The sequence below is a fragment of the Paenibacillus lautus genome (assembly GCF_050482385.1).
GTDB lineage: Bacteria > Bacillota > Bacilli > Paenibacillales > Paenibacillaceae > Paenibacillus_AQ > Paenibacillus_AQ lautus_B.
Genome location: NZ_JBCNHV010000005.1, coordinates 23,690 through 46,460, shown reverse-complemented (window position 1 = coordinate 46,460; position 22,771 = coordinate 23,690). Strand labels below are relative to the sequence as shown.

Here is a 22,771-nt window from a genome sequence, read left to right as displayed (position 1 = left end):
AGCCGCCTCTTGAAATAAGTGAGGCGGCTTTTATTGTTGTTCATTGCTCCAATACGCCGGCGGTGCTCGTTTTCTTTTTAAACAATGGGATCAGCAGCGCTGAACCGGTCAGAAACAAGAGTGCGCTGGCCGCATAAACAGCGAACAGGGACAGCTGGTCTTTGAGCAATCCCCCCAGCGACATGCCCAGCACCATCATTCCCATAAAGATCGGGGTCAGGGTCCCGCCCACCCGACCAATGTATGGCCCATCCGTATTGTTTAGGATCAAAGTGTTGATTCCAATGTGGATGGAGGGATAAAAGAATCCGTTAAGCACAAGAAGCAGCAGCGTAAAAATGATGCTGGTTGACCAGCCGATACCGAGGTTCCCGACAGCACTAACGGTCAGACCGAGCGCTAGTAAGGCTTGAGGGGTTATTTTCTTGGCAAATGCCATGACGAAACCTCCTCCGACGAGCATCGCCGCCCCATTGACCGTTAACAGCCATTGCAAGAATGACTTATCCTGACCGAGATTCTCAATCGTCACAAATATCGCGAGCGGCTGAATTAGTCCGGCTGCCAAGCCAGCCGCGGCAAAGGTCACGCCCAGTGTTCGGAGCGTTTGATTATTCCATACATAACGAAGTCCTTCGATCAGCTCTTGTTTCAGGTTCTGCTGTTTGGATTGTGTCTCTTCATGCAAATCACGGGGCAGCAAAGTCAGAATCAATCCAGAACCCAGGAATAACGCGCCTGTTGCGATCAGCGATATTTCAATGCCGAACCTTTGATATACAAATGCACCTGCGATCGGGCCGATGACCATAAAGAAGGCAACCATGGATTGAAACATGGCCATCACAGATTGCAGCTGCTCAGCGGGCACATGCTGTTTGAACAGCTTCATCGCTGAGGGCTGAGAGAATTGTGACAAGGCGGCTGAGAAGAACGTAAGTACCAGCAATGCCTGCCACGACCCGTTATGAACGGCAATCAGCACGAGAAATACCGATACCGCAGACAATGCATCAGAGCTGACCATCGTACGCTTGGGTCGCCAGCGGTCCGCGAAAGTGCCGCCGATGAAGGCAAACAAGAAAATCGGCGCAAATTCAGCTACGGATATGAGGGATACATACACAGGGTTATTGCCAGTCAAGTCGGTAACGTATAGCAGAATGGCAAAATTACGAACCCAAATGCCAAGATTCAAGAGAACGCGTGACAAGACAATCGTTCGAACATAGGGGTTGTTTAGCATAATGAAGGTGTCTCCTTTCGGGATCTGTACTTAACAGATCGGATATCGTAAAAAACAAGCGAATGCGCATTCCGTTGGTTAATACATAGACATAATATTACTTTGTCTATAAATTTACAAGTGCTTTTTTTTATTTCATCTGAATCCTTACTTATGGAAAAGCGCTTCCCGCATTTGTTCATAAACAGGAAGCGCCTTTGATAGACGAAATTGTATATGGTTTGGACCATTCTCAAATTCATGGCGGGGGAAAGGTAATCTTACTAGTCGGCAATCATCACGGATTGATGATTACGGGGATGTGTCTATTTTCCGGATCTACGCTCTAAACCTTGTTCAAGGGACTTAATAGAGATATAATGGACAGGGGTATTTATTGAATACCGGTTACAGATTCAATGATGAAAGAGAGCGGAAATGTATGGGCCGTAAATGGAATAATATTAAGGAAAAGAAAGCATCCAAGGATGCTAATACTAGTCGCGTATACGCGAAATTCGGTGTGGAAATCTATGTTGCTGCCAAAAAAGGCGAGCCGGATCCCGAGTCCAACCGTGCGCTGAAGGTTGTTCTTGAGCGTGCCAAAACATACAATGTGCCGAAAGCCATTATTGACCGTGCCTTGGATAAAGCCAAAGGCAGCGGGGATGAGAATTATGAAGAGCTGCGCTATGAAGGTTTTGGTCCGAATGGTTCGATGATCATTGTTGATGCTTTAACCAACAACGTCAATCGTACGGCGCCTGCTGTACGTTCTGCCTTTAATAAGAATGGCGGTAATATGGGTGTCAGCGGTTCGGTATCGTATATGTTTGATCCAACAGCAGTAATCGGCGTTGAAGGTAAGTCGGCTGAGGAAGTCATGGATCTGCTGCTCGAAGCCGACCTGGATGTCCGAGACATCCTGGAAGAGGAAGAAGCTGTGATCGTCTATGCTGAACCCGACCAGTTCCATGCGGTTCAGGAAGCATTCAAGGCCGCTGGAATTACGGAGTTTACCGTTGCCGAGCTTACCATGTTGGCTCAGAATTTTGTCACCTTACCGGAAGAAGGACAGGTACAGTTCGAGAAGCTGATCGATGCACTGGAAGACCTCGAGGATGTTCAGCAGGTGTATCACAACGTGGAATTTGAGGAATAGTCCGTACCGATTCATATCTTAATTAAGGTTATATTATTAGGCAAGTTGTTAGGCATGAGTGCGGTATTTTACCGGACTCATGCCTTTTAGTTTTGCTTTAATTCGCTTGTGATTACCACTTCTCATTTGGTCTCAGCATGAAAATCTTGCTCTAAAACGTTGGGTGCAATCTTACCAATCAAACCTTTATATGAACGATATTTCTTCATGCGTACCAGGCTCTTTAATCCCAATACATTCATCAAACGTTGCACCTTCTTATGATTCACATGGTGACCTCGATGAAGTCCTATGGATTTTGCAATGGATTTCATGCTTCCGTTCCATTTTGATAATGTGTAACTGCTTGTAATTTTTCGTTTGAACTAAACTTGGCCATAGAAAAACTGCACTCCCAAATGTTAGATGGTGACTAACAAGTGGGGTGCAGTTCAAGTACGATGGTTGTTGTTTTATGGCGATTTATTTTAGAACAACGGCTTATTGGCCTGGTTGAACAATAATCACTTCGGCCGAGGTGATGGCTGGAATGGACTTGGTCATGATAGGGGAGTGGTAGGCCACGATTTTCGTACCCGGTTTCAGTTCCGATTCCGTGCTGAGTCCCGCAATCACTTGCGTGTCTTTGGTGACGTTAAGAATGACGTCATTCTCCGTTGATTGGTCGGAACCTACATTGATGTACAGCTGGTCTTTTGTTGTGCGGTCGGATGCTGCAACGGTGCCTTCGATTTTAGGAGCCATCGTTTCCGAAACAACGATCTTATCAGCATGAGTACGGGCAGGGTAAATTAGTGTCATGACTTGGCTGTAGTAGGCCTCAACGCGGAGGTCTGCTTTCAAAGCTTCAGCCGTCAGCGGTCTACCATTCGCATCGACGATTTCCGTATCCTGATCAACGGTAAGAATCACGTGATTGACGCCGCCCGACTCCTGTGCCTGACCCATGACGGTGATTTTGTTATCAGCCGTATCGGTAATGATTCCGTTCGTTCCGGCCGGTTCTTCTTGTAAAGGCTCTTCTGCTTGAGCTTGAACCCGAATGTAGTTGGTTGACGATTGCGGCGGCATGCTTAACGCAACGGCAGGTCCATAGAAGGAGCGGATGTTCATGCCGGTTTTTAGGTCACTTGCTTTTATTGTGTTGCCATCTTGATCGATAATCTTAGCCTTTGGATCCAAATGAAGCAGAATAGTTTCTTGGTTGTCGTTGTACAGGTTGGTTCCCTCTACAAGAATGCCGTGTTTGTTCACCTCGGTGATCGTTCCATCGATACCGGCAAAGTCGTTATCCTGAACAATAATCGTAAGTGCCGAACCTTGTGCAGGCAGGCTCTTCGTAATGTTTGGGCTATAGAAAGCTTTTATCGCTTTGTTTTTATCCACAATCGTTTGCAACTGGACTTGGTTCCCTTTGGCATCGATGATTTTAGTATCCTTGGATATGGAGAGCCTGATTTCTTGTTGATCGGTGGCTCCGACGCCACGGCCGGTTACCGTAATCCATTTGCCCGTTGTATCATTTACGTAGTCTGTTATGTAACCTATGGTTCCTGGAACACTCTTTTTAGCTTGGTTCACAATGTTGTCTTGTCCCGTATGGACTGAAGCAGGAGGGACGTCCTGTGCATATGCGGCTACCGGTAGTGCTGCCATCGCGAGAATCGTAGCGGTTGTTAGTACTTTGTAGATTTTTTTCATGATAGGTATCCTCCAAGTGTAGATTATCCTAAAACGTTAGGATACAGCCAGCCATGTGCGATTGGTAAAATGTACTTGCTGCTATATATCCATAGACGGACGGGATGTGCGAATGTTGCACAGATGATGAAAAAAACTCCTATGAGCATCGTGGCAGTCCTAAAATAAAAAGATCGCCCGATGCTGCGGGCGATCTTGGGAAGGTGAAGGGTCAAGCAGGAATGATTAAGCTTTTATCCGTTCAGGGGTGCGAATGAGCAGGGCCAACACGGTAATGATTGCTGTAAAAAGAAAGATCAGGTTGAATCCATGCTGAATGCCAAAGGAATCGGATACTTCTCCGATCAAGAGTCCAACAACGGCACCCCCCAAACCAGAGGCAACGTAGATGACGCCTTGCAGTGACCCGGCCTGCTTCGTGAGTTTTGAAGCGATGCCCTGAGCTGTCGGGAACAATACGGACAGGGCAAGTCCGAACAGCATCATCAGATAGCTGGCGTTCACAACCAGGATCCGCCCGAGAATCAGGGATAGAAGCGCGAACACGGAGAATCCGATCAAGGTGCGTCTTTCGCCAAGCTTGTAGATGATGAACCCGCCCACGAAACGTCCAATGGTAAATAAGAAAGCAAAGCTGGCAATGATATACGCTGCCGTTGAGGCTTTCTGCGCCGCGTCCATCCCGGCTATGTCCAGCGACGTATAGAAGATGGGAAAGAAATTCAGGAATCCGGCTTCTGCTGCGACATAGAACAGAATGAACAGAATGACGTATAAGATTTGCCGATCCTTAAACAATCTTGCAACCGACATCAAGCTGACTTTCTCTTGTCCTTCGGCGGCGACCTTCCGTTCCGGTTTAAACATCATAAGTCCAGCCAGTATGAGGGCAATCACGACGGTTACTCCGATATAGAACATCCGCCAACTGATGTTGTGAGAGAAAATTGCATTTAGTATGAGCGGAGTAACAATCATTCCAACTCCGAATAACGCGTTGGCTAGGTTGAACACCACGCCGGATCGTTCCTTGAAAATGGTGGGAATCAGCGTCGCAACTGAGACAGTCATGGAGCCGATACCAACACCGACAATCAGATAGAATCCGAGAAAGAAGGCCACGGTATAGGAGGAGCCGGTCCCGATTAAACCGAGAATCATCAGAACGGTACCGAAAGACATGACGATCTTGATGCCTTTACGGTCTGCGAATATACCGGCTACAAGGCTTGCCAGCAAAAATCCAACTTGAAAGACGGATACCATAACGCCGACTTGACTGAGATCCAGATTGATATCGGTCTGTACCTTCTCCAGAATAAGACCCTTGGTGTTCTGAATTCCGCCGAGTACAAACATGGTAGCAAAGATGAGAAAGTAAATGATGGGGCGCTGTATTTTTTGCATGTTAGTTCATTCCTTTCTCTCGATAGGTTTGTATGGCTTCAAACAGATCATCCGCAGCCCAGCCGTAACAGTAGTACAGCAGTTCATCTGCTGCACTATGCTCACCGGCCTTTACGGCTTCGATCAGATTCTGGGGAGAGATGTTCCACATCTGAATTCCGCTATAGATACGCGTATCGGGGTCGGATAGATTTCGTACCTTATTGTTCTGATCAGCGACAAATTGAATAGGGAACCCTTCCCGCTTAAACGTTTCATAGGACAGGTCGTACGGAAGCTCAAAGAATCTTTTAAAAGCCCGGAATGCGATTTCCTGTTCCTCTGCAGTATCCGCTAAATAATGAATCAACCCTTGTACGTCTGCACCGCCGCCCAGCTTATGATACGGAAAATGTTTCAAGGCGGGCGCAAACTTCGTGATGCTTGCATAATCCTGACCGAGCATCCAGCTGTAAGCAGGAGGCCAGAGGTCCAGCCATAAGGTAAAGTCTTCGTTTACTTTCCTTACGCGATCGATGAGACGTTCCACGAAGCCGGTTACGCTCCGTTGACGAAACGTGATCCATTCTTGTATTAGCTCATGGTTTTGGGCAAACGTTACGGCCTCCTCGAATTTTTTCTCTGCAAATAGGGAGGTCCATTGTCTCAGCGTATCCTTGAGGGCGCTTACATCAATATGCTGTTCCAGCATTTTCTTCTCGCAGTGTGGACAGAAGCAAGTTAGCAATCCTTTCGGGTTCACTTCTTCGCCGCCCCAATCCGGATACCGGATGCGATCAATCATGTAAGTGGTATATCCGTAACGTTCGCGCAAGTCGAGCAATGCTTTTTCCCAGAAGCCGATGACATCGGGGGCATTGGGACAGAGCCAGTGCGGTATGACTTGTCCATTCATATCCGTAACCAGGTTGTTAGCGAGCAAACGGCCTTCAAAATGACCATTTAAAATATTCAGCCATGGGATAATCTCGTACTCTTCGTCCTGCAAAGATTCTTTAATAATCATCAAGGGATCCTGATCCAGGGTGAGAGTGAGTTCTCTTCGCTGATCAAGTCCAGAGTCCTGATAAGAAGGAAGGATGGCGTGCATCGTTCCCGTACCGAATACAACTTCGTGCACGGCGTTTCGCGGTAAACGGCCAACAGGGTTCGGGTTTCGTTCGAAAATAGTATTAACTTCAGGGAAGATGTAACGGACATCTTTCAGCTTGCGAATAAAAGACATAATCTGCGGCATACCTTCGTCTACAATATCATGCGGGTGCAATTGGATTCCTGACATTGATAATCACGCTCCTGTTAGTAGAGTTGTTTGTCATTCATATATTGAAGTGACGGGCAAGCTTGCTTCAGGCCAAGAATGGCTATGCCTTGCAGAGCCGATTGATGCTGTAAGGTTGAAATCTCGATCGTAACATCGGTTACGTCCGTTGTGTGAAGCCCCACTTTGGCATTCAATCCTTCAAGCGAGAGGGACTGCGTCAATCCACCCATAAGCAGGATCTTCTCCGGATTGAGTAGGGAAATAATATTCAGAATGCCCAGGGCCAGATGCTCCTCGAATCTCGTAACCAAATGACGTGCCTGGATATCTCCCTCCACAGACATCTCAAATACTTCTTTAGCCGTAAGCTTCTTATCGAAAATCTTAAGCGCAGCAGCTTCCAAACCGGAACCGGAGCATATAATTTCAAAGTGTCCCTTGTCTGATGGGGTATACAAATGATGCTGCTGAAACAGCATGTAACCAATTTCACCTGCAGCGTTCCTTGCGCCTCGTATCACTTTGCCGTCAATCAGAATAGCGGAACCCAGTCCGGTTCCAATGCCAATGAGAACGGCAGAGTTTAAATCCTGGAGTGCGCCGGCATACATCTCGCCGACAAGCGCAGCTCGGACGTCGTTCTCAACGGTAACGGGCACCTGAAATACGTTGCTAAAGTACTTCTTTAGATCAATGTTTTTCCATTCCGGCAAGTTGGGAGATCCTTCAAGGACCATGCCGCAGGATGGATCAACGATTCCGGGAGTGGCAATACTTATGAATGCGAGTCGGTTGGTCGGCTGCTCGGTAGATTTAATGAAATCTTTGATGTCGGTTGCCATATGGTCTAGAAATTCCCGGCTTGACTGATGCTTATAAGTAGCGACGGTATGCTTAGCGATGCATTCGCCGGCCAGATTGAACTGTCCGAAATGGAGGGTGGTTCCCCCAAGATCAACGGCGATACCGAACGCAGCGTTCTTGGCAAAATGAAGTCTTGTGCCGCGTTTGCTTAAATCCGCTTCATCCTTCTCGTCAAAAATTAACTTCTCCTCAATGAGTGTCTTGACGATATCGGACACGGTTGCCTTGGTTATCCCGGTCTCTTTAGCAATGTCGGTCCGGGCTATAGGTCCCATATCTTTAATGGTGTTGAGCACAATCTCTTTGTTCATCCTGCGAATCGTGCTGGGCAAATGTGCTTCCATTGTGTGCGATCACTACCTTCCTCTTTAAACACTCCGCTCCATTAAGTTTATAAATTAAACTTAATAAGGGCGTATACGGGAGATCCCCATAACAATTATAAAGAATTTATATTGTAAACCTCTTTATAAGTTTATAATATAACCTTAATGAAACCGGTGTCAATGAAAATTCATTAAACAATAAATGGTTGCCGACCGGATCACGCTCAAGTCGTCGCATATCTGATAACATATGGCTGAAGGAACACGCCATTTGCAGCCATGATGAAGGATATGCCCCTTCGTATTGACTCAGCGATAAACATTCTATCTTTATTGCTTCTGATTTTCCGTCACGGATTACAGACTATAGTTTAAGAATATCTATAGGGAGAAGGGCCGACCGTTTGGACGGTCTTTTACATGTTTTACAAAGAATCAGTGTTATATATACAGATTCAGCGGTTTACAAATGTGCTTCATTTAGGATATAAACGATCTAAAAGATGACAACAGCTTCAACCAGGGTCAATAGTTCAAGAATCGAGGGATGACCTATGAATCTTCATGCACTACGCATTTTTAATGATGTGTCCAAGACGGGAAGCATTACGAGATCAGCCGGCAATCTGCTGTTAAGTCAACCAGCCGTGACAGCCCAAATCCGCAATCTGGAGCGGGAGCTTGGCATGAAATTGATTGAGGCTAACGGACGCAATATTCAATTGACTGAAGCTGGTATAGCGTTGGCGAGGCATTCCCAGCGGTTATTTGCGATGGAAGCCGAGATGGAAGAGATGATGGAGGCTATCAAATCCGGTCAGCAGGGAAGTTTGCGAATATGCGCAACGGAGCTGCCTGAGAGCACTTTGCTGCCCGGGTGGCTGGTTGGATATAAGCAGCGGCATCCAAGGATGGATGTGCAGCTGCTGAAAGGAAATTCCCGAACAGCGCTGCAGCGGTTACAGGACGATTCGGTGCATATCTCCATCGTATGCGGCAGCTGGCCCATTGAAGAAGAAGATATTGAGTCCTTTACGATTATGGAAGATGAATTAATTTTTGCCGTACCTGCCCTTCATCGACTAGCCGATAGAGAAGTGACTTTCCACGAGCTTATGGAGGAACCCTTTGTACTGAGGGAAGAAGGAAGTTACACGCGAAAACAGTTATTGTCGCTGATTCAGGCATCGGATGCACACGAACCTCGCTGTTCCATAATGATAGAGGGGTTGAAGGAATCCATTGAAGCGGTTAAAGCGGGATACGGGGCTGCACTAGTTCCTGCTCTTTCTATTAAGAAAGAACTGGCTTCGGGCGTACTTGGCAAGGTTGAAGTGTTAGGCGTAACTTTTCCGCACCCTATTCGGGTATGCATCAAAAGACAAGAAGCGGGACCCGCGCAAGTCCATACTTTTATTTCCTATATTCAAGCGGATATCCGCGAAAAAAATCAGTATATCCATGGATGATGAAGGCTTGCCTTTGATTCATCCATTTTTTTTATGAAACGGAGTGAAAACAGTATTATTTCTTTATCAGCATTTGGAGTACACTCGGTTAAAGCGGACGCTGGATAAAGATGAGAAGGAGTGGGCTACATGAGAGCATACCTGTTTGAACATTTGGAATTTGTGCGTACACAAACCTTGAATCTTGTTAGGAATGCCCCGGATGATATAGCGGAGATGATTCCGAGCGGAATGAACAATCACGTAAAGTGGAACGTGGGACATGTCTTATTCACAATGGAAAGGTTTGCGTTCGGTGTGAATGGAGAAACCATAAACCTTCCCGAGCATTATACCGAGCTGTTCCGGACGGGTTCTAAGCCAAGGGAGATGAGTGCTCCATGGCCTTCCATGGCAGAACTTATTGAACTGCTTGAAGGTCAGGTTCAGCGGATCGAAGACAGGTACACAACACATCTGCACGATACGGTCTCATCTCCCTATACAACTTCCAAAGGTTTAAAGTTAACCAGGGTAGAAGAATTTTTAAGCTTTTGCTTATATCATGAAGGCATGCATTTTGATAAAATGAAGTCGATTCTCAGCCAAAATATCCAGAAGTTTGACATATCATGAAGGAGTCTCAAACTTTATGGCGAATATACTTCGAGAAGGCTGTACAGTGAAAGAGGGTGACCCGGCGTTATCAAGAAAGATAAATATCTGCATATACGACGAATCGCATTTGCCCCTGTATTGAAGTGTGAGGAATGAGGACACTTAAATACAACTTGAAGAGGAGTCAGGCAAATGAAGATCGTTACCGAAAGATTAGTGATTCGCGAGTTTGAACCAGGGGATTGGCAGGATGTTCTGCAGTATACATCCGATCCGGTGGTGATGCGTTATATTCCTGAGCCGGTGCATACGGAAGAAACGGTAAAACAATTTCTTGCGCAGAACAAGGGGAATGGAGCCCATCATTATGCGGTTATGCTGCAGGAAGATCAGCATGTGATTGGTCACATGGTGTTTCATCCATGGTTCGGCGAACATACGTATGAAATCGGCTGGGTGTTTAATTCGACCTATCACCGTAGGGGGTATGCCACGGAAGCCGCCAGAGCTTTGCTTCAGCACGGCTTCGAGGTATTGGGGTTGCATCGAATCATTGCGACATGCCAGCCCGAGAATACACCTTCGTACCGGGTGATGGAGAAGCTGGGCATGAGGAGAGAAGGCTATTTTCAACAGTGTATCCCTCGTGGCGATATTTGGTGGGATGAGTATTCCTATGCTATGCTAAAGTCTGAATGGCGTACTATTTCATAGTTCTGTTGTTTTAACATGCTGTGCCCAATGTATCTCGCATAACAATGAGGTGCATTGGGCTTATTTTTTATGAAATCTGTGAATTGTGAATAAGGGAAGTTGATGAAGGTGGCGGGACCTTCATCCTAAAGCTGAAAAATGAAAGTCCCGAACGTAACTATGAAGCCTGACGCTCAATAAGGGAGCAGCAGGCTTTTTTGCTGAAAATGATAGAATGGATGCACAAAGCAGATTTAAGATTGGGCGTTGGAGGTGCAACATGATGCGAAATATGCCCGCGAGGGAAGCGGGGGGCAGAAGAAAGCGTATCGTGATTCGAGTTATACTAGGATTAATTGGAATCCTGCTGATTTATACGATATTTGTAGGCAGCACGATTTGGAACTATGCGCAAAGAACAGTGAATATCCCGTCTGATGCAGCAATAGTACTGGGGGCTGCTGTATGGGAGGGGAAGCCTTCGCCTGTTTTTCAGGCACGCATTGATCATGCACTTTGGCTGTATGACCGACAGTACGTGGACAAGCTGATATTTACAGGGGGACGTAGTTCGGAGGATGAACTCGCCGAATCGGAAGTTGCCAGGCAGTATGCCATGGAGCACGGTGTTCCAGAGAGCGATATCCTTGTCGAGACGGCTTCAACGATCACCGAGCAGAATCTGCATTATGCCAATGAGATAGGGGATGCAGCTCGGCTGTCCTCCTATCTCATCGTAAGTGACCCGCTGCATATGAAGCGGGCAATGATGATGGCAGAAGATATGGGGCTGGAAGCCAATCCTTCACCCGCATCCCGAAGCGCGTATCAGAGCCTGAGAAGCAAAGTCCCTTTTTTAATCAGAGAAGTCTTTTATTATATTGGTTATCAACTGGTTGCACCATTCCGATAATGGGTCTGCCCAGAGGAAGGCCGTGTCCTATTACAGATTCATGAGATCGTTCGCAAGCATCTGATGGCTCTCCTTGTCGGTTACCTTATCGAGATACCTTGTCGCGTTTTCTTTGGACGCCATCGCTTGTTCCTTGTTGCCCAGGACCATATAGGCTCGGGCTTCCGCTTCATACCCGTAACCTATATAGAATGGTTCGAGGCTTGCCGATGATCCGACAATGATGCAGCGCTTGGCATAACGCAGCGCTTGATCGCCTTGACCCACTACCGCATACACTCTGGAGAGCTGCCAATATCCTATGGAAAGGTTGCGCTGTGTATGATCCTCAACCCGTGTCCAGTGCCAGAACGAGCTGTGACAAATGTGAATCATGTTTTCTTCGTCTTCCGGTGAACGCTGTTTGTTCTCCAAGATATCCCATACTTGATTGAAGCAGTCTATCGCAAATTGTTTATGTGTTTTTGGATCCTGATTGTCCATGCCATTTCCTCCGATATATGTATGCGTTATAGAGCCGGTAAATGGATCGTAAAGGTTGTCCCATGATCAGGTATGCTCTCTACGTTCATCGTTCCGCCATGATTATGAATAATGTTCTTGGTAATCATCATACCGAGTCCCGTCCCGGTGTCTTTGGTTGTAACAAAGGGCTGTCCCAGGGATTGGATCTGCTCCTGCGTCATTCCAACCCCTTCATCCTGCACGATAATTTGAACCTCTTGAGCGTTGTGCAAAATGTCTAAGGTAATGGTGCCACCTTGATTCATCGCTTCCATGGCATTTTTTAGCAGATTGATGAATACTTGCTTGAGCTGGTTTACTTCACCCTGAACGAAGACCGGAACCATCGGATAATGAGGGATGATTTCGATGTTTTTGAGGGCAGCTTGGACCTTCATCAGCGTAATGATCTGTTCCATAATGGCAAATACGTCGATGGGTCCGCTGACGTGAACGCCTTGCGGTTTCGAGAGCACCAGGAGTTCATTGACAATGAGCTCGATGCGTTTGAGCTCCGATTCAATGATTTCAAAATAAAGCTCGTTGCTGCGTTCCGCTGATCGCAGCAACTTCACGAATCCATTAATCGAAGTTAATGGATTCCTAATTTCATGGGCAATACCGGCGGCTAACTGGCCGGCGGTGGTCAGCTTCTCGGATTGCATCACACGATCCTCTTCCATACGCTGCTCCGTGATGTCCTTGAAGATGTTGACAGCCGCTTTCTCGCCTTCATAATTTATGACTAACGTGAACCCGGTCACCATCTTCTTTTGCCCGTCCAAACAGCGTATCAGGTAATTGACGCTTCCGATCTCTCCACTCTCGACATACCTTGCCCTTCGTTTCGAAAGCTCGTTATGATACGACACGTCGACAATCACATCTGTTGATATTCCCAGGACGTCCCGAGGATGGGCAGCGTTAACAAGCCTGAGTGTTGCAGGATTAACATAGTGGATAATGCCTTTCTTCGTTATGAGCACGGAGAGGGGAAGCCCCTCCAAAAGCTGTAGATATGAATTTTCTTCCTCATGAAGCTTCTGTTCGTTCAGCTCAAGCTGCTTCATTACATGTCTCAACAGCGTTCGATCCTCGAATTGTACCAAGTACGTCTGGGGACACTGTTCCATATCATGCTCAACTCTGGTATGTACGCTGAGGTATACTTCACGATCGGACGGATGGTGGTATGTGTATTCAAAATAGGTCACGGATTGCTGATGATCTTGCGCAGTTCTTGCGTTCTGAACCACTTGATGAAGCAACTTGCGGATGCTTTCTTCTTGCGGTGCCCCGGCAGTCAACTCCTGCTGCGAATATCCCAATAGATCACTTAGTGCCGAATTGACCTTGAGCATCGTTCCATCAAGCGATACTATTGCCATTCCGATTACAGATTGTTCAAAGGCAAAATCATGATTAGGGGTGGAATAGGGCAGCACTGCAAGTCTCCTTTCAAATTTCTGGCAGGATTGAATTTATCCATATTATATGTTGGTACATACCATTCATCAATCCTTTAAAGCGATTGATTTTAACGGAAACATCTTGTTTTGGCGAGAAATCAGTGATATCTATCACATATCATAGTATGAGGATCTTGTCATCCGATATGCTGAAGTTTAAATCTAATGTCGCCATACGGTGATATTGCAATTAACGGGAAGATTCAGTATGATTTAAATAACAATGTATAGGTTTATGTGTGACTGGCGTAGCATGGGGGACCATGAGGGAGCACATAGATGACGACGGCCGTACGCCTGGGCAGAGGTAAGGGAAGCTTATTTTCCTTACCTCTTTATTATTTTCTGCTTCTATAAATCTCTGAAACTACGAAAAGGGGATAAAACAACGATGTTAAAAACGAAGAAAATACTGCTGCTAGGTTCGGGAGAACTGGGAAAAGAAGTCATAATTGAGGCGCAGAGACTGGGTGTTGAAACCGTAGCCATCGATCGTTATGCCGACGCTCCTGCTATGCATGTGGCCGATCATAGCAATGTCATCGATATGCTGGATGGGGAGAAATTGCGCGCAATCATTGAGCAGGAGAAGCCGGACCTGATCGTACCTGAGATCGAGGCGCTGGCTACCTCGGAACTGGTTAAGCTGGAGGAAGAGGGGTACCGGGTTATTCCCACTGCCAGAGCTGCAAAGCTTACGATGGATCGAGAAGGGATTCGCCGGTTAGCTTCAGAGGAGTTAGGGCTGCCTACTGCGGGCTATCGATTTGCCGATACTTATGAGGAGTTTAAACAGGCTGTCCTGGACATGGGGTTTCCGTGCGTGATTAAACCTCTGATGAGCTCTTCAGGCAAAGGCCAAAGTGTATGCCGCTGCGAAGAAGATATCGAGTCCTGCTGGAACATCGCCATGGAGGGCGGCCGTGTGCAGAACGGAAGAGTGATCATTGAAGAATTCATTACGTTCCAGTCGGAGATCACGCTTCTGACCGTTCGCTCCGTCAACGGAACAAGCTTCTGTGCGCCAATCGGACATATTCAGGAGAGCGGGGACTATATCGAATCCTGGCAGCCGCACAACATGTCCGAAGAGCAGATCGAGGAAGCTAAATATATTGCAAGGACGATTACCGATGAGCTTGGCGGTTATGGATTGTTTGGGGTTGAATTGTTCCTGACTGAGGATAAAGTGTATTTTAGCGAGGTGTCTCCGCGACCGCATGATACCGGATTGGTTACGCTGGTCACGCAAAATTTATCTGAATTCGCGCTTCACGTCCGTGCCATTCTTGGGTTTCCGATTCCGGAGATCGAATTGATCACACCGGGAGCCAGCCGTCCACTGAAGGCTGCGCGAGAGCTGGAGAATTATACAATTACCGGCGCCGAGCAAGCACTGGCTGTTCCGAATACGCAGCTGCGCATTTTTGGGAAACCGGTGACCAAGGTCGGAAGACGAATCGCAGTTGCGTTGTCCACCGCCGGCGAAGTAGAGGAAGCGCGTTCGCGTGCGAAGCTGGCTTTGGATAAGCTTGTTGTTGAAGAAGCATAATCATTTCCGATTCTTAGGGTGGTGCTTCCATAATCATATGAAAAAAGGTCAACCGATTAACCGGTTGGCCTTTTTCATTAAAGTTATTTCCTCGATCAAAACAGGGGATGAATCGTTCTGATCATCATGACTTGTTTTTGTTTTGGTTTTAAAGATAAATATGCAGAAATTTATGTTCTTTCATGATAAGATACACAAGAATACAACGACCCTCACCCATTATAATGATTTCAATGCAATGCTCTATAGGCACGGTTTTAAGCGTTATAATATCAAATAAATATATAGAGGAACGTTTATGACGGCATAGGAGAATCTACATGAGAGACATGACGCAAGGAAGTCCGATCAAGCTGATCATCATGTTTACGATCCCGCTTTTGATCGGAAATATTTTTCAACAATTTTATAATATGGCGGATACCTTGATCGTGGGTCGTACCATTGGTGTGAACGCACTTGCGGCCGTGGGCTCGACGGGCAGTATTTTGTTTTTTGTTATTGGCTTTGCCCAAGGCTTGACGGCCGGTTTGTCCATCATAACGGCGCAGCGCTTTGGCGCCAAGGATATCGCGGGCGTCCGCAAAAGCGTGGGTACCAGTATATGGATTAGTCTTATATTCACGGTGTTCCTTACCATTGTGAGTGTTATATTCACGAGGCCTGTCCTGGTCATGATGAACACGCCGGCCGAAATTTTGGATGATGCTTATTCGTATTTGATTGTCATTAACTGGGGCGTTGGCGCAGCCGTTCTGTTCAACTTGCTGGCTAATCTGCTCAGAGCGCTTGGGGACAGCCGGACGCCGCTTCTCTTCTTGGTGGTCGCAAGCATTCTGAACATCGTACTCGATCTGTTATTTATTCTCGCATTCAAGATGGGAGTAGCCGGAGCGGGTCTTGCCACGGTGGTATCGCAGCTGTTCTCCTGCCTGCTCTGCTTATTATACATTCACAAAAAGGTTCCGCTTCTGCAGTTCAAGAATGCCGATTGGTCCATCGATTGGACATTTATACGCAAGCATATGTGGGTCGGTTTCCCGATGGGCTTTCAAGCCTCCATCATTGCGATCGGAGCCATCATACTACAGATTACGCTTAACGGTCTCGGGGCAACAGCCGTAGCCGCATATACGGCGGCCCAGAAGATTGACATGCTCGCTACGCAACCCATGAGTTCCTTTGGCATTACGATGGCGACTTTTGCTGCCCAGAACTTCGGAGCGAATCGCATAGACCGAATCAAGCTTGGAGTTAAACAATGCATATGGGTCTCGGGATCCTTCAGCCTTGCTGTGGGCTTGCTGGTTATATTTGCGGGTCCTGCAGCCGTCAGCCTCTTTGTCGGTCAAGGACAGGAAGAATTGCTGTCCCTTAGCAGGCTGTATTTCTTATCAAACGGCAGCACCTATTTGCTTCTGTCGCTGTTGTTCATCTACCGCTTCACGCTGCAGGGACTGGGGCAGAGCTTTATCCCAACCGTTGCCGGGATCATGGAACTGATTATGCGGGTATTGGCTGCCATCTTCCTGACCGCGCAGATCGGGTTCCTCGGCGCAAGCCTGGCAAATCCGCTGGCTTGGCTCGGAGCCGTCATTCCGCTCGGCATCGCCTACTACCTGAGCATCAAGAGGTTAAGCACGCCTGCCAAACCCGTCTCCGTACCTGTTCAGGCGTAAGGATTTTTACACAATTGAAATTCAGAACGAATCATGACCTTAATGAACAGAAATCATTCTGTTGTTTAAGAGCCATGCATTCGTTCTTTTTTTTTTGCTTCATAAAGCTTGAAAAAAGATGCATTCCAAATTTGGATGCGGCGGGGTAAGATCACATTAGATTCTTTTAACTAATTTGACAGATTAGAACAGGAGAGGTTGCCTTGTATAAAGTGTTGTTAGTGGACGATGAAGCCGATGTTAGAGAGGGACTCGTGCAGGAAATCCAGTGGGAAGCTTGCGGATTTACGATCGAGGGAACGGCGGAGAACGGGAGAGAGGCCATGGAGCTTGCGGAGCGATTGGAGCCGGATGTCGTCATTACCGATATCAGTATGCCGTTTCAGGATGGGCTCCAGCTGGCTTCATGGCTCAGAGAGTTTCAGCCGCTGTGCAAAATCGTGATCTTAACCGGATACGATGAATTTGATTATGCCCGTCAAGCGATTACACTCAGCGTGGACGAGTATTTGCTGAAGCCATTCTCTGCCGAAAGCTTCATGGAGCTGCTGGGGAAGATCAAAGACAAGATCGATATGGAGGTTGCGGAGCGTGAGGACGTACGCCAGTTGAAGGAGCATTACCGCACGAGCCTGCCTTTGCTTCGGGAATCGTTTCTTGCGTCGCTGCTCACCCGGAAATTGCCCCGCTCGATCATAGAGGAGAAGACTCGAAATTACGAATTGTCTGTGAATGGAGGTTGTTACCTGGCTGCGGTTATGGCATTATATCCCGCGTCTGTAGATAAGGAGCACACGTCTTCAACCTCCCTCCGCCATTCGGGAGACTTGGATTTAATGCTGCATGCCATGCTGAACATTGCGAAGGAGCTTCTGGACCCCGTATTTTTTGTAAGCGTATTCATATATCAGGACAGCATTGTGCTGTTGATTACGAATGACGAGAGCGAAAACGAAGCGTGGTTTAGCGAGCTGCAGGTGACACTTGACCGCTTGTTAAAAAGCATTCTTCATTATTTGAAGCTGCCGGTTACGATTGGTGTGGGCTCTATGGTACGGAATCTGTCCGACCTTAAGTATTCCTATCAGGATGCGCTGCTGGCGCTCGACTATCGGTTGATTCTTGGTGCCGAGAAAGTCATCTTCATTGATGATGTCGAGCGCCCGAGACCAGAGGGAGTTCGTCTGGATGAATTAAAGGAGCAAGCGCTGATCCGCAGTCTAAAGCTCGGAACGGAAGAGGAATTAACTGAAGCAATCCTGCACATATTTGATGAACTCATGAGTGCCTCCTGTACCATTCAGGACGTTCAGGTATACCTTCTGGAGGTCGTAACGGCTGTATTGCGATCGGCTCAAGAATCCGGGATTGAGATCGAGGCGTTGTTCGGCGCAGGATCTCAGCTGCATGCGGAGATCTTCAAGTTTTCCGGATTGCAGGAGGCTAAAGCTTGGCTTCAGGACATTTGTTTAACTATACGCAAGCATATCGCCAGCTCCAGGCAGCATGCGTACAAAGACATTGTGGAGAAGGCACTCCAATATACCCGGGAGCATTACGGTGACTCGGAGCTATCGCTGCAGAAGCTGTGCGTACAGCTTCATATCAGTACAGGCTATTTTAGCGCTGTGTTCAAAAGAGAAGTCAAAATGACCTACGTGCAGTATTTGATGCAGCTTCGGATGGAATCGGCCAAAGAGCTTCTTCGATCATCGGATCTTAAAGCTTTCGAAATCGCGGAGCGTGTCGGATTTTCCGATCCGAATTATTTCAGCTTCTGCTTCAAGAAGCAGGTCGGCATCTCACCCAAGGAATACCGGACACAAGCGAGGGGGTAGAACTCGGTGAAAATCACGTATGCCAAGCGGGTCTCGATCAAACCAACCATTCAGCGATGGGTTAGGCGATTTCGCGCACACAGCATTCAATCGATCATCATGTGGTCCTTCTCGGCATTTATTCTGCTTATTGTGATTGTGGTAGCTGTTCTGTTGTTCAATAAATTCTCGCGATCGGCGGAGCAAAGCGTGTTTCTAAACGCCCAGCAAATCGTGGATCAGGTCAGCTATAATCTCGAGGATTATGTGGACGGTATGGCACAGCTGTATCGGGCCATTGAGGAAAATATGCTTGTGGACGGCCAATGGGACGATGAGCAGGTGACTCAGCAGCTGAACACCATCATGCGAAGTCGGGATGACATCGTCTCCATCGCTTTATTTAATGAACATGGCGATATGCTGAGGAACCACCCGGACATGCCGGTGAAGCCCAGCGCACGGGTGACGGAGCAGAGCTGGTTTCACTCGGCCATGAGAGTCTCCAACCATCTGAGTTTCTCACTGCCGCATGTGCAGAATTTGTATGACCATACATTTAAATGGGTGGTCACGATGAGCAAAGGAATTACGGTTGTTCATAACGGAGAGCCGACGTATGTCATTCTGCTGGTGGATATCAACTTCAAGAAGATCGATGAGCTGAGCAGCCGCATCAGCCTGGGGAAGCGAGGGTATGCGTACATCATCGATGAAGGAGCGGGAAACATCGTGTATCATCCCCAGCAGCAGTTAATATACATGGGGCTTCGGAATGAGAGCGTAGAACGGGCACTTACTTCCTCGGACAGCTACATTGATGAATCGGATGGAGTCAAGCGGCTGAATACGGTGAAGTCGGTCGTTAATATCGGATGGAAAATCGTTGGGGTCTCCTATTTGGATGAAATCATGACCACAAGAGAAGAAGTTAATCGTTATCTGGTTCAAGTTGTGGCGATGGTTCTGGTGCTTGCCATCGTGGTTTCCCTGATTCTCTCGGCTATGCTGACCCGCCCCATTCGCCGGATGGGCAGAACGATGAAGGCAGTGGAACGGGGCGATTTCAACGTGGAGCTCCCGATGCAGGGGCCGCTGGAAGTGGTACAGCTGTCCAGCCGATTCAATCTGATGCTGGATAAGATCAGGCAGCTCATGAAGCAGATTGTGAAAGAGCAGGAATCGAAGCGCAGATACGAGCTGGAAGCCTTGCAGGCCCAGATCAACCCGCATTTTTTATATAACACCTTGAATTCGGTGGTCCGCATGGTGGGCATGAGCAAGAAGGAGGAGGTCATTACGATGATTACTTCCTTGTCGAAGCTGTTTCGTTTGAGCTTGAGTAAAGGGAAGACATCGATAAGCGTTCAGGAAGAGCTGGAGCATGCAAGGCATTATTTGACCATCCAGCAGATGAGGTATAAACAGAAATTCGATTTTATGATCGAAGCGGATGAAGCCGCGCAGTCTTGCTACACGTTAAAGCTGGTGCTTCAGCCCTTAATCGAGAATGCGATCGTACATGGCATTGAGTATATGGTGGATCAAGGACATATTCGCATAACGGCTGCTATAAAAGGCGATCTATTGGAGATGACGGTTAGGGACAATGGAGTCGGGATGTCTCCCGAGGTGCTTGAAAGGATATTAGAGGGTGAAGCGCTGCGACAAAATCCGACTCCATTTATCAATACAGCGGGCTCCGGCGTAGCCGTTCGAAATGTTCATGACCGTATTCAATTGTATTATGGGCATCGTTACGGTCTGGAATTTGAGAGCGAGCTCGAAGAGGGCACTACCGTTCGCATACGGATTCCGGTCATTCACGACACAGGGGGGGAGCGGGAGAATGATTAGCATGCATCGTGTGGTACAGATATCTGTTGTACAGAAGGGCTTTCTCACAGTACTCATTCTATCCTTGTTCCTCCTAACTTCGTGTTCATCAGGCGCAATCATAGAGGAGAATGAGACCACACTCCGGCACATTGCACTCGTGGCTCCCATACATGCCGAAGAGCAGGGGGATGCCATCCGATTAGGCGCCGAGGCAGCTGCCAAGGAATATGGAATGGTGCTTGATTATATCCCGCTCGAGCCTAGTGACGATGAAGCGGAACAGCTGCAAGCAGCATTGAAGGCGCTCGAGAAAGGTTCCACCGCGATTTTGATCGATCCCGCATCCGAAGCCGTATTGCAGAAAATAGGTGATCATGCCTCAGCAGCTGATGTCCCCATCATTGCTTTGAATGATGAGCGAATGACCGCCGGCGTCCTGTCCGCCATTGCAATCAATAATCAGGTGGCCGGACGCAAGGCGGGTGAGCAGCTGGCCGACATACTGGGCAATCGGGGAGTTGTCGCCATACTGCGTTCCGACAGGGAGGACCCCGACTTAATTGCCCGCGAAGAGGGCGCCAAAAGCGTATTGTCGGAAATAAGCCGTATTCAAATAGCGGACGGGGCTGCATGCGGCAAACGTGAAGATGCATGCTGGCAGGCAGCCAAGCAGCTGCTGGATCGGGAATCTGTTGACGGGATTCTGGCACTCGATATTCAGGCTTCCTTGGGTGCGGCGAAAGAAGTCATAAGACGGAAAGCTCAGGGAAAGATCAAGATTGTCACCTTCGGCAGCGATCTGGAGCAGCTTCAGCTTCTACAGGATGGCATCCTTCATAAGCTCGTTGTACAGAACGGGTTCAGCACGGGTTATCTGGGGGTAGAACAGGCCGTGAAGGTATTGGATGGTTCGAAATATGACAAGCCGATTGTGCTTGAGACCAAGGTAATTGATGCCGACAACATGTTCTGGATGGATAATCAGAAGGTGCTATTTCCATTTGTGAAGTAAAGAAGATGCGATGCTTAGAAGTAAAGTGATGAGAATTTTGCTAGAAAGCATGAGGATTTTGAATTCGAATGTCAGGAGCATTGCGGCATAATGGCGGTAGACAGTGAGATATGGCATATAAATGCCGTACCCGTCACTGAAAATTCGAATGAAACAAGGGAGGTCAACCCAGGTGAAGAAAAAATGGCTGATAATCCTTATGGCTGGCATGATGCTGACCACGGCGGCATGCAATAACGGCGGGAGCAGTTCAACCGGCAGCGATAGCAAGGGAAGTGAAGCGGCGGGTGGCAGCACCCCTCAAGTCGGGGTGGCGATTTATAAGTTTGACGACACGTTCATGACAGGCGTTCGGAATGCGATGTCCGATGCAGCGAATGGCGTAGCCAAACTGGATATCGTGGATAGCCAAAATGCGCAGCCAACTCAAAATGAGAAAATCGATCTGTTTATTTCAAAGAAATACAGCTCCATGATTATCAACCCGGTGGATCGGACGGCGGCCGGCGTCATTATCGATAAGGCTAAAACTGCGAATACGCCAGTGGTCTTCTTGAACCGGGAGCCGATTGCGGAAGACATGAACAAATGGGATAAGGTGTATTACGTAGGGGCGAAAGCGGAAGAATCCGGCACGATTTCGGGTCAGCTTATCGTCGATTATTGGAAAGCCAATCCGAAGGCGGACAAGAACGGGGATGGCAAGCTGCAATATGTATTGCTGCAGGGTGAGCCGGGGCATCAGGATGCCGAGCTGAGGACCAAATTCTCCGTTCAGGCGATTCAAGATGCCGGGATCGAAGTCGAAGCGCTTGCGGTGGATACCGCCATGTGGGACCGCGTGAAGGGACAGGAAAAGATGCAAGCCTTCCTTGCCTCCCATGGCGACAAGATTGAAGCGGTTCTGGCCAACAATGACGATATGGCGCTCGGCGCTATTGAAGCATTGAAAGCAGCGGGTTACTTCAGTGGCGACAAATATATGCCGGTCGTGGGCGTAGATGCGACAGCTCCGGCCATTCAGGCGCTGGAAGACGGCACGCTTCTCGGCACCGTGCTTAATGATGCCAAGAGCCAAGGCAAAGCTTCTGTTGCGATTGCCGCAGCACTATCCAAAGGAGAAACGCCAAACAAGGACAACACCGGATTTGATATTACCGACGGTAAATACGTATGGATCGCTTACAAAAAAATAACGAAGGACAATATCGCCGACGCGAAATAATGGCAGGTTTATATGAAGGGGCAGCGGCTATTCGTAGCGTTGTCCCTTTATAT

Annotated in this window: 19 protein-coding genes, 1 pseudogene and 1 riboswitch; of the genes and pseudogenes, 11 read left to right on the top strand and 9 right to left on the bottom strand. The window is 47.8% G+C overall.

The features are described 5' to 3' along the window. Positions 1-40: 40 nt before the first annotated feature. Positions 41-1,246, bottom strand: a complete 1,206-nt coding sequence (locus ABEW73_RS07830) for an MFS transporter (protein WP_430163836.1) — start codon at positions 1,244-1,246, stop codon at positions 41-43. A gap of 421 nt (positions 1,247-1,667) precedes the next feature. Here ABEW73_RS07830 and ABEW73_RS07825 point away from each other — a divergent pair, with 421 nt between their 5' ends. Then, complete coding sequence (locus ABEW73_RS07825; RefSeq protein WP_076321809.1) at positions 1,668-2,387, top strand: YebC/PmpR family DNA-binding transcriptional regulator; 720 nt, start codon at positions 1,668-1,670, stop codon at positions 2,385-2,387. 48 nt (positions 2,388-2,435) lie between these two features. Here the strand turns inward: ABEW73_RS07825 and ABEW73_RS07820 are convergent, their stop codons facing one another. From ABEW73_RS07820 to ABEW73_RS07795, 6 genes and pseudogenes are all read right to left on the bottom strand, one after another. Beyond that, positions 2,436-2,513: an IS3 family transposase gene (locus ABEW73_RS07820; RefSeq protein WP_430164955.1), complete on the bottom strand. Its 78-nt coding sequence runs from the start codon at positions 2,511-2,513 to the stop codon at positions 2,436-2,438. Next, positions 2,503-2,665 (bottom strand): annotated as a pseudogene (locus ABEW73_RS07815) (IS3 family transposase); the annotation flags it as partial. The pseudogene ABEW73_RS07815 and the gene ABEW73_RS07820, both read right to left, overlap by 11 nt. A gap of 202 nt (positions 2,666-2,867) precedes the next feature. Continuing rightward, positions 2,868-4,088, bottom strand: a complete 1,221-nt coding sequence (locus ABEW73_RS07810; RefSeq protein WP_430163833.1) for a peptidase — start codon at positions 4,086-4,088, stop codon at positions 2,868-2,870. Between the two features lie 225 nt (positions 4,089-4,313). Further along, positions 4,314-5,495: an MFS transporter gene (locus ABEW73_RS07805; protein ID WP_430163831.1), complete on the bottom strand. Its 1,182-nt coding sequence runs from the start codon at positions 5,493-5,495 to the stop codon at positions 4,314-4,316. Between the two features lies 1 nt (position 5,496). Next, positions 5,497-6,777, bottom strand: coding sequence for a hypothetical protein (locus ABEW73_RS07800; RefSeq protein ID WP_430163828.1), 1,281 nt, complete (start codon positions 6,775-6,777; stop codon positions 5,497-5,499). A 17-nt stretch (positions 6,778-6,794) separates the two neighbouring features. Further along, positions 6,795-7,967: an ROK family transcriptional regulator gene (locus ABEW73_RS07795; RefSeq protein WP_430163826.1), complete on the bottom strand. Its 1,173-nt coding sequence runs from the start codon at positions 7,965-7,967 to the stop codon at positions 6,795-6,797. A 536-nt stretch (positions 7,968-8,503) separates the two neighbouring features. Between ABEW73_RS07795 and ABEW73_RS07790 the strand changes: the two genes are divergently transcribed. The 4 genes from ABEW73_RS07790 to ABEW73_RS07775 all read left to right on the top strand — a co-directional run bounded on the left by ABEW73_RS07790 (position 8,504) and on the right by ABEW73_RS07775 (position 11,621). Further along, positions 8,504-9,418, top strand: a complete 915-nt coding sequence (locus ABEW73_RS07790) for a LysR family transcriptional regulator (protein WP_430163823.1) — start codon at positions 8,504-8,506, stop codon at positions 9,416-9,418. Between the two features lie 129 nt (positions 9,419-9,547). After that, entirely contained in the window at positions 9,548-10,033 is a 486-nt protein-coding gene (locus ABEW73_RS07785; protein ID WP_430163820.1) for a DinB family protein, read from the top strand. A gap of 174 nt (positions 10,034-10,207) precedes the next feature. Then, the gene (locus ABEW73_RS07780; protein ID WP_430163817.1) at positions 10,208-10,729 is read left to right on the top strand and encodes a GNAT family N-acetyltransferase; all 522 of its coding nucleotides are present in this window, start codon (positions 10,208-10,210) and stop codon (positions 10,727-10,729) included. 259 nt (positions 10,730-10,988) lie between these two features. After that, on the top strand, positions 10,989-11,621 hold the full coding sequence (locus ABEW73_RS07775) for a YdcF family protein (RefSeq protein ID WP_430163814.1): 633 nt from the start codon (positions 10,989-10,991) through the stop codon (positions 11,619-11,621). A gap of 30 nt (positions 11,622-11,651) precedes the next feature. Here ABEW73_RS07775 and ABEW73_RS07770 read toward each other — a convergent pair whose 3' ends face one another. Both ABEW73_RS07770 and ABEW73_RS07765 read right to left on the bottom strand, forming a co-directional pair. Next, the gene (locus tag ABEW73_RS07770; protein ID WP_430163811.1) at positions 11,652-12,104 is read right to left on the bottom strand and encodes a hypothetical protein; all 453 of its coding nucleotides are present in this window, start codon (positions 12,102-12,104) and stop codon (positions 11,652-11,654) included. A 26-nt stretch (positions 12,105-12,130) separates the two neighbouring features. Next, on the bottom strand, positions 12,131-13,570 hold the full coding sequence (locus tag ABEW73_RS07765; RefSeq protein WP_430163808.1) for an ATP-binding protein: 1,440 nt from the start codon (positions 13,568-13,570) through the stop codon (positions 12,131-12,133). Positions 13,571-13,823: 253 nt separating this feature from the next. Next, positions 13,824-13,904, top strand: a riboswitch (ZMP/ZTP riboswitch). 81 nt (positions 13,905-13,985) lie between these two features. Between ABEW73_RS07765 and purT the strand changes: the two genes are divergently transcribed. From purT to ABEW73_RS07735, 6 genes are all read left to right on the top strand, one after another. Then, entirely contained in the window at positions 13,986-15,146 is a 1,161-nt protein-coding gene (gene purT, locus ABEW73_RS07760; RefSeq protein WP_430163804.1) for a phosphoribosylglycinamide formyltransferase 2, read from the top strand. 320 nt (positions 15,147-15,466) lie between these two features. Continuing rightward, a complete protein-coding gene (locus tag ABEW73_RS07755) occupies positions 15,467-16,825 on the top strand; it encodes an MATE family efflux transporter (RefSeq protein WP_430163801.1) in 1,359 nt (452 codons plus the stop codon). 203 nt (positions 16,826-17,028) lie between these two features. After that, a complete protein-coding gene (locus ABEW73_RS07750) occupies positions 17,029-18,663 on the top strand; it encodes a response regulator (protein ID WP_430163798.1) in 1,635 nt (544 codons plus the stop codon). Between the two features lie 6 nt (positions 18,664-18,669). Then, on the top strand, positions 18,670-20,499 hold the full coding sequence (locus ABEW73_RS07745) for a cache domain-containing sensor histidine kinase (RefSeq protein ID WP_430163796.1): 1,830 nt from the start codon (positions 18,670-18,672) through the stop codon (positions 20,497-20,499). Next, a complete protein-coding gene (locus ABEW73_RS07740) occupies positions 20,492-21,493 on the top strand; it encodes a substrate-binding domain-containing protein (protein ID WP_430163793.1) in 1,002 nt (333 codons plus the stop codon). Before ABEW73_RS07745 ends, ABEW73_RS07740 begins: the two co-directional genes overlap by 8 nt. 199 nt (positions 21,494-21,692) lie before the next feature. Continuing rightward, complete coding sequence (locus ABEW73_RS07735) at positions 21,693-22,718, top strand: galactose ABC transporter substrate-binding protein (RefSeq protein ID WP_372238789.1); 1,026 nt, start codon at positions 21,693-21,695, stop codon at positions 22,716-22,718. Positions 22,719-22,771 lie beyond the last annotated feature (53 nt).

Coding starts and splice junctions, on each gene's coding strand:
- ABEW73_RS07800 (WP_430163828.1), bottom strand. CDS start 6,777: ATGTCAGGAATCCAATTGCACCCGCATGATATTGTAGACGAAGGTATG.
- ABEW73_RS07790 (WP_430163823.1), top strand. CDS start 8,504: ATGAATCTTCATGCACTACGCATTTTTAATGATGTGTCCAAGACGGGA.
- ABEW73_RS07795 (WP_430163826.1), bottom strand. CDS start 7,967: ATGGAAGCACATTTGCCCAGCACGATTCGCAGGATGAACAAAGAGATT.
- ABEW73_RS07770 (WP_430163811.1), bottom strand. CDS start 12,104: ATGGACAATCAGGATCCAAAAACACATAAACAATTTGCGATAGACTGC.
- ABEW73_RS07735 (WP_372238789.1), top strand. CDS start 21,693: ATGGCTGGCATGATGCTGACCACGGCGGCATGCAATAACGGCGGGAGC.
- ABEW73_RS07805 (WP_430163831.1), bottom strand. CDS start 5,495: ATGCAAAAAATACAGCGCCCCATCATTTACTTTCTCATCTTTGCTACC.
- ABEW73_RS07830 (WP_430163836.1), bottom strand. CDS start 1,246: ATGCTAAACAACCCCTATGTTCGAACGATTGTCTTGTCACGCGTTCTC.
- ABEW73_RS07775 (WP_430163814.1), top strand. CDS start 10,989: ATGATGCGAAATATGCCCGCGAGGGAAGCGGGGGGCAGAAGAAAGCGT.
- ABEW73_RS07810 (WP_430163833.1), bottom strand. CDS start 4,088: ATGAAAAAAATCTACAAAGTACTAACAACCGCTACGATTCTCGCGATG.
- ABEW73_RS07785 (WP_430163820.1), top strand. CDS start 9,548: ATGAGAGCATACCTGTTTGAACATTTGGAATTTGTGCGTACACAAACC.
- ABEW73_RS07780 (WP_430163817.1), top strand. CDS start 10,208: ATGAAGATCGTTACCGAAAGATTAGTGATTCGCGAGTTTGAACCAGGG.
- ABEW73_RS07755 (WP_430163801.1), top strand. CDS start 15,467: ATGAGAGACATGACGCAAGGAAGTCCGATCAAGCTGATCATCATGTTT.
- purT (WP_430163804.1), top strand. CDS start 13,986: ATGTTAAAAACGAAGAAAATACTGCTGCTAGGTTCGGGAGAACTGGGA.
- ABEW73_RS07740 (WP_430163793.1), top strand. CDS start 20,492: ATGATTAGCATGCATCGTGTGGTACAGATATCTGTTGTACAGAAGGGC.
- ABEW73_RS07820 (WP_430164955.1), bottom strand. CDS start 2,513: ATGAGAAGTGGTAATCACAAGCGAATTAAAGCAAAACTAAAAGGCATG.
- ABEW73_RS07825 (WP_076321809.1), top strand. CDS start 1,668: ATGGGCCGTAAATGGAATAATATTAAGGAAAAGAAAGCATCCAAGGAT.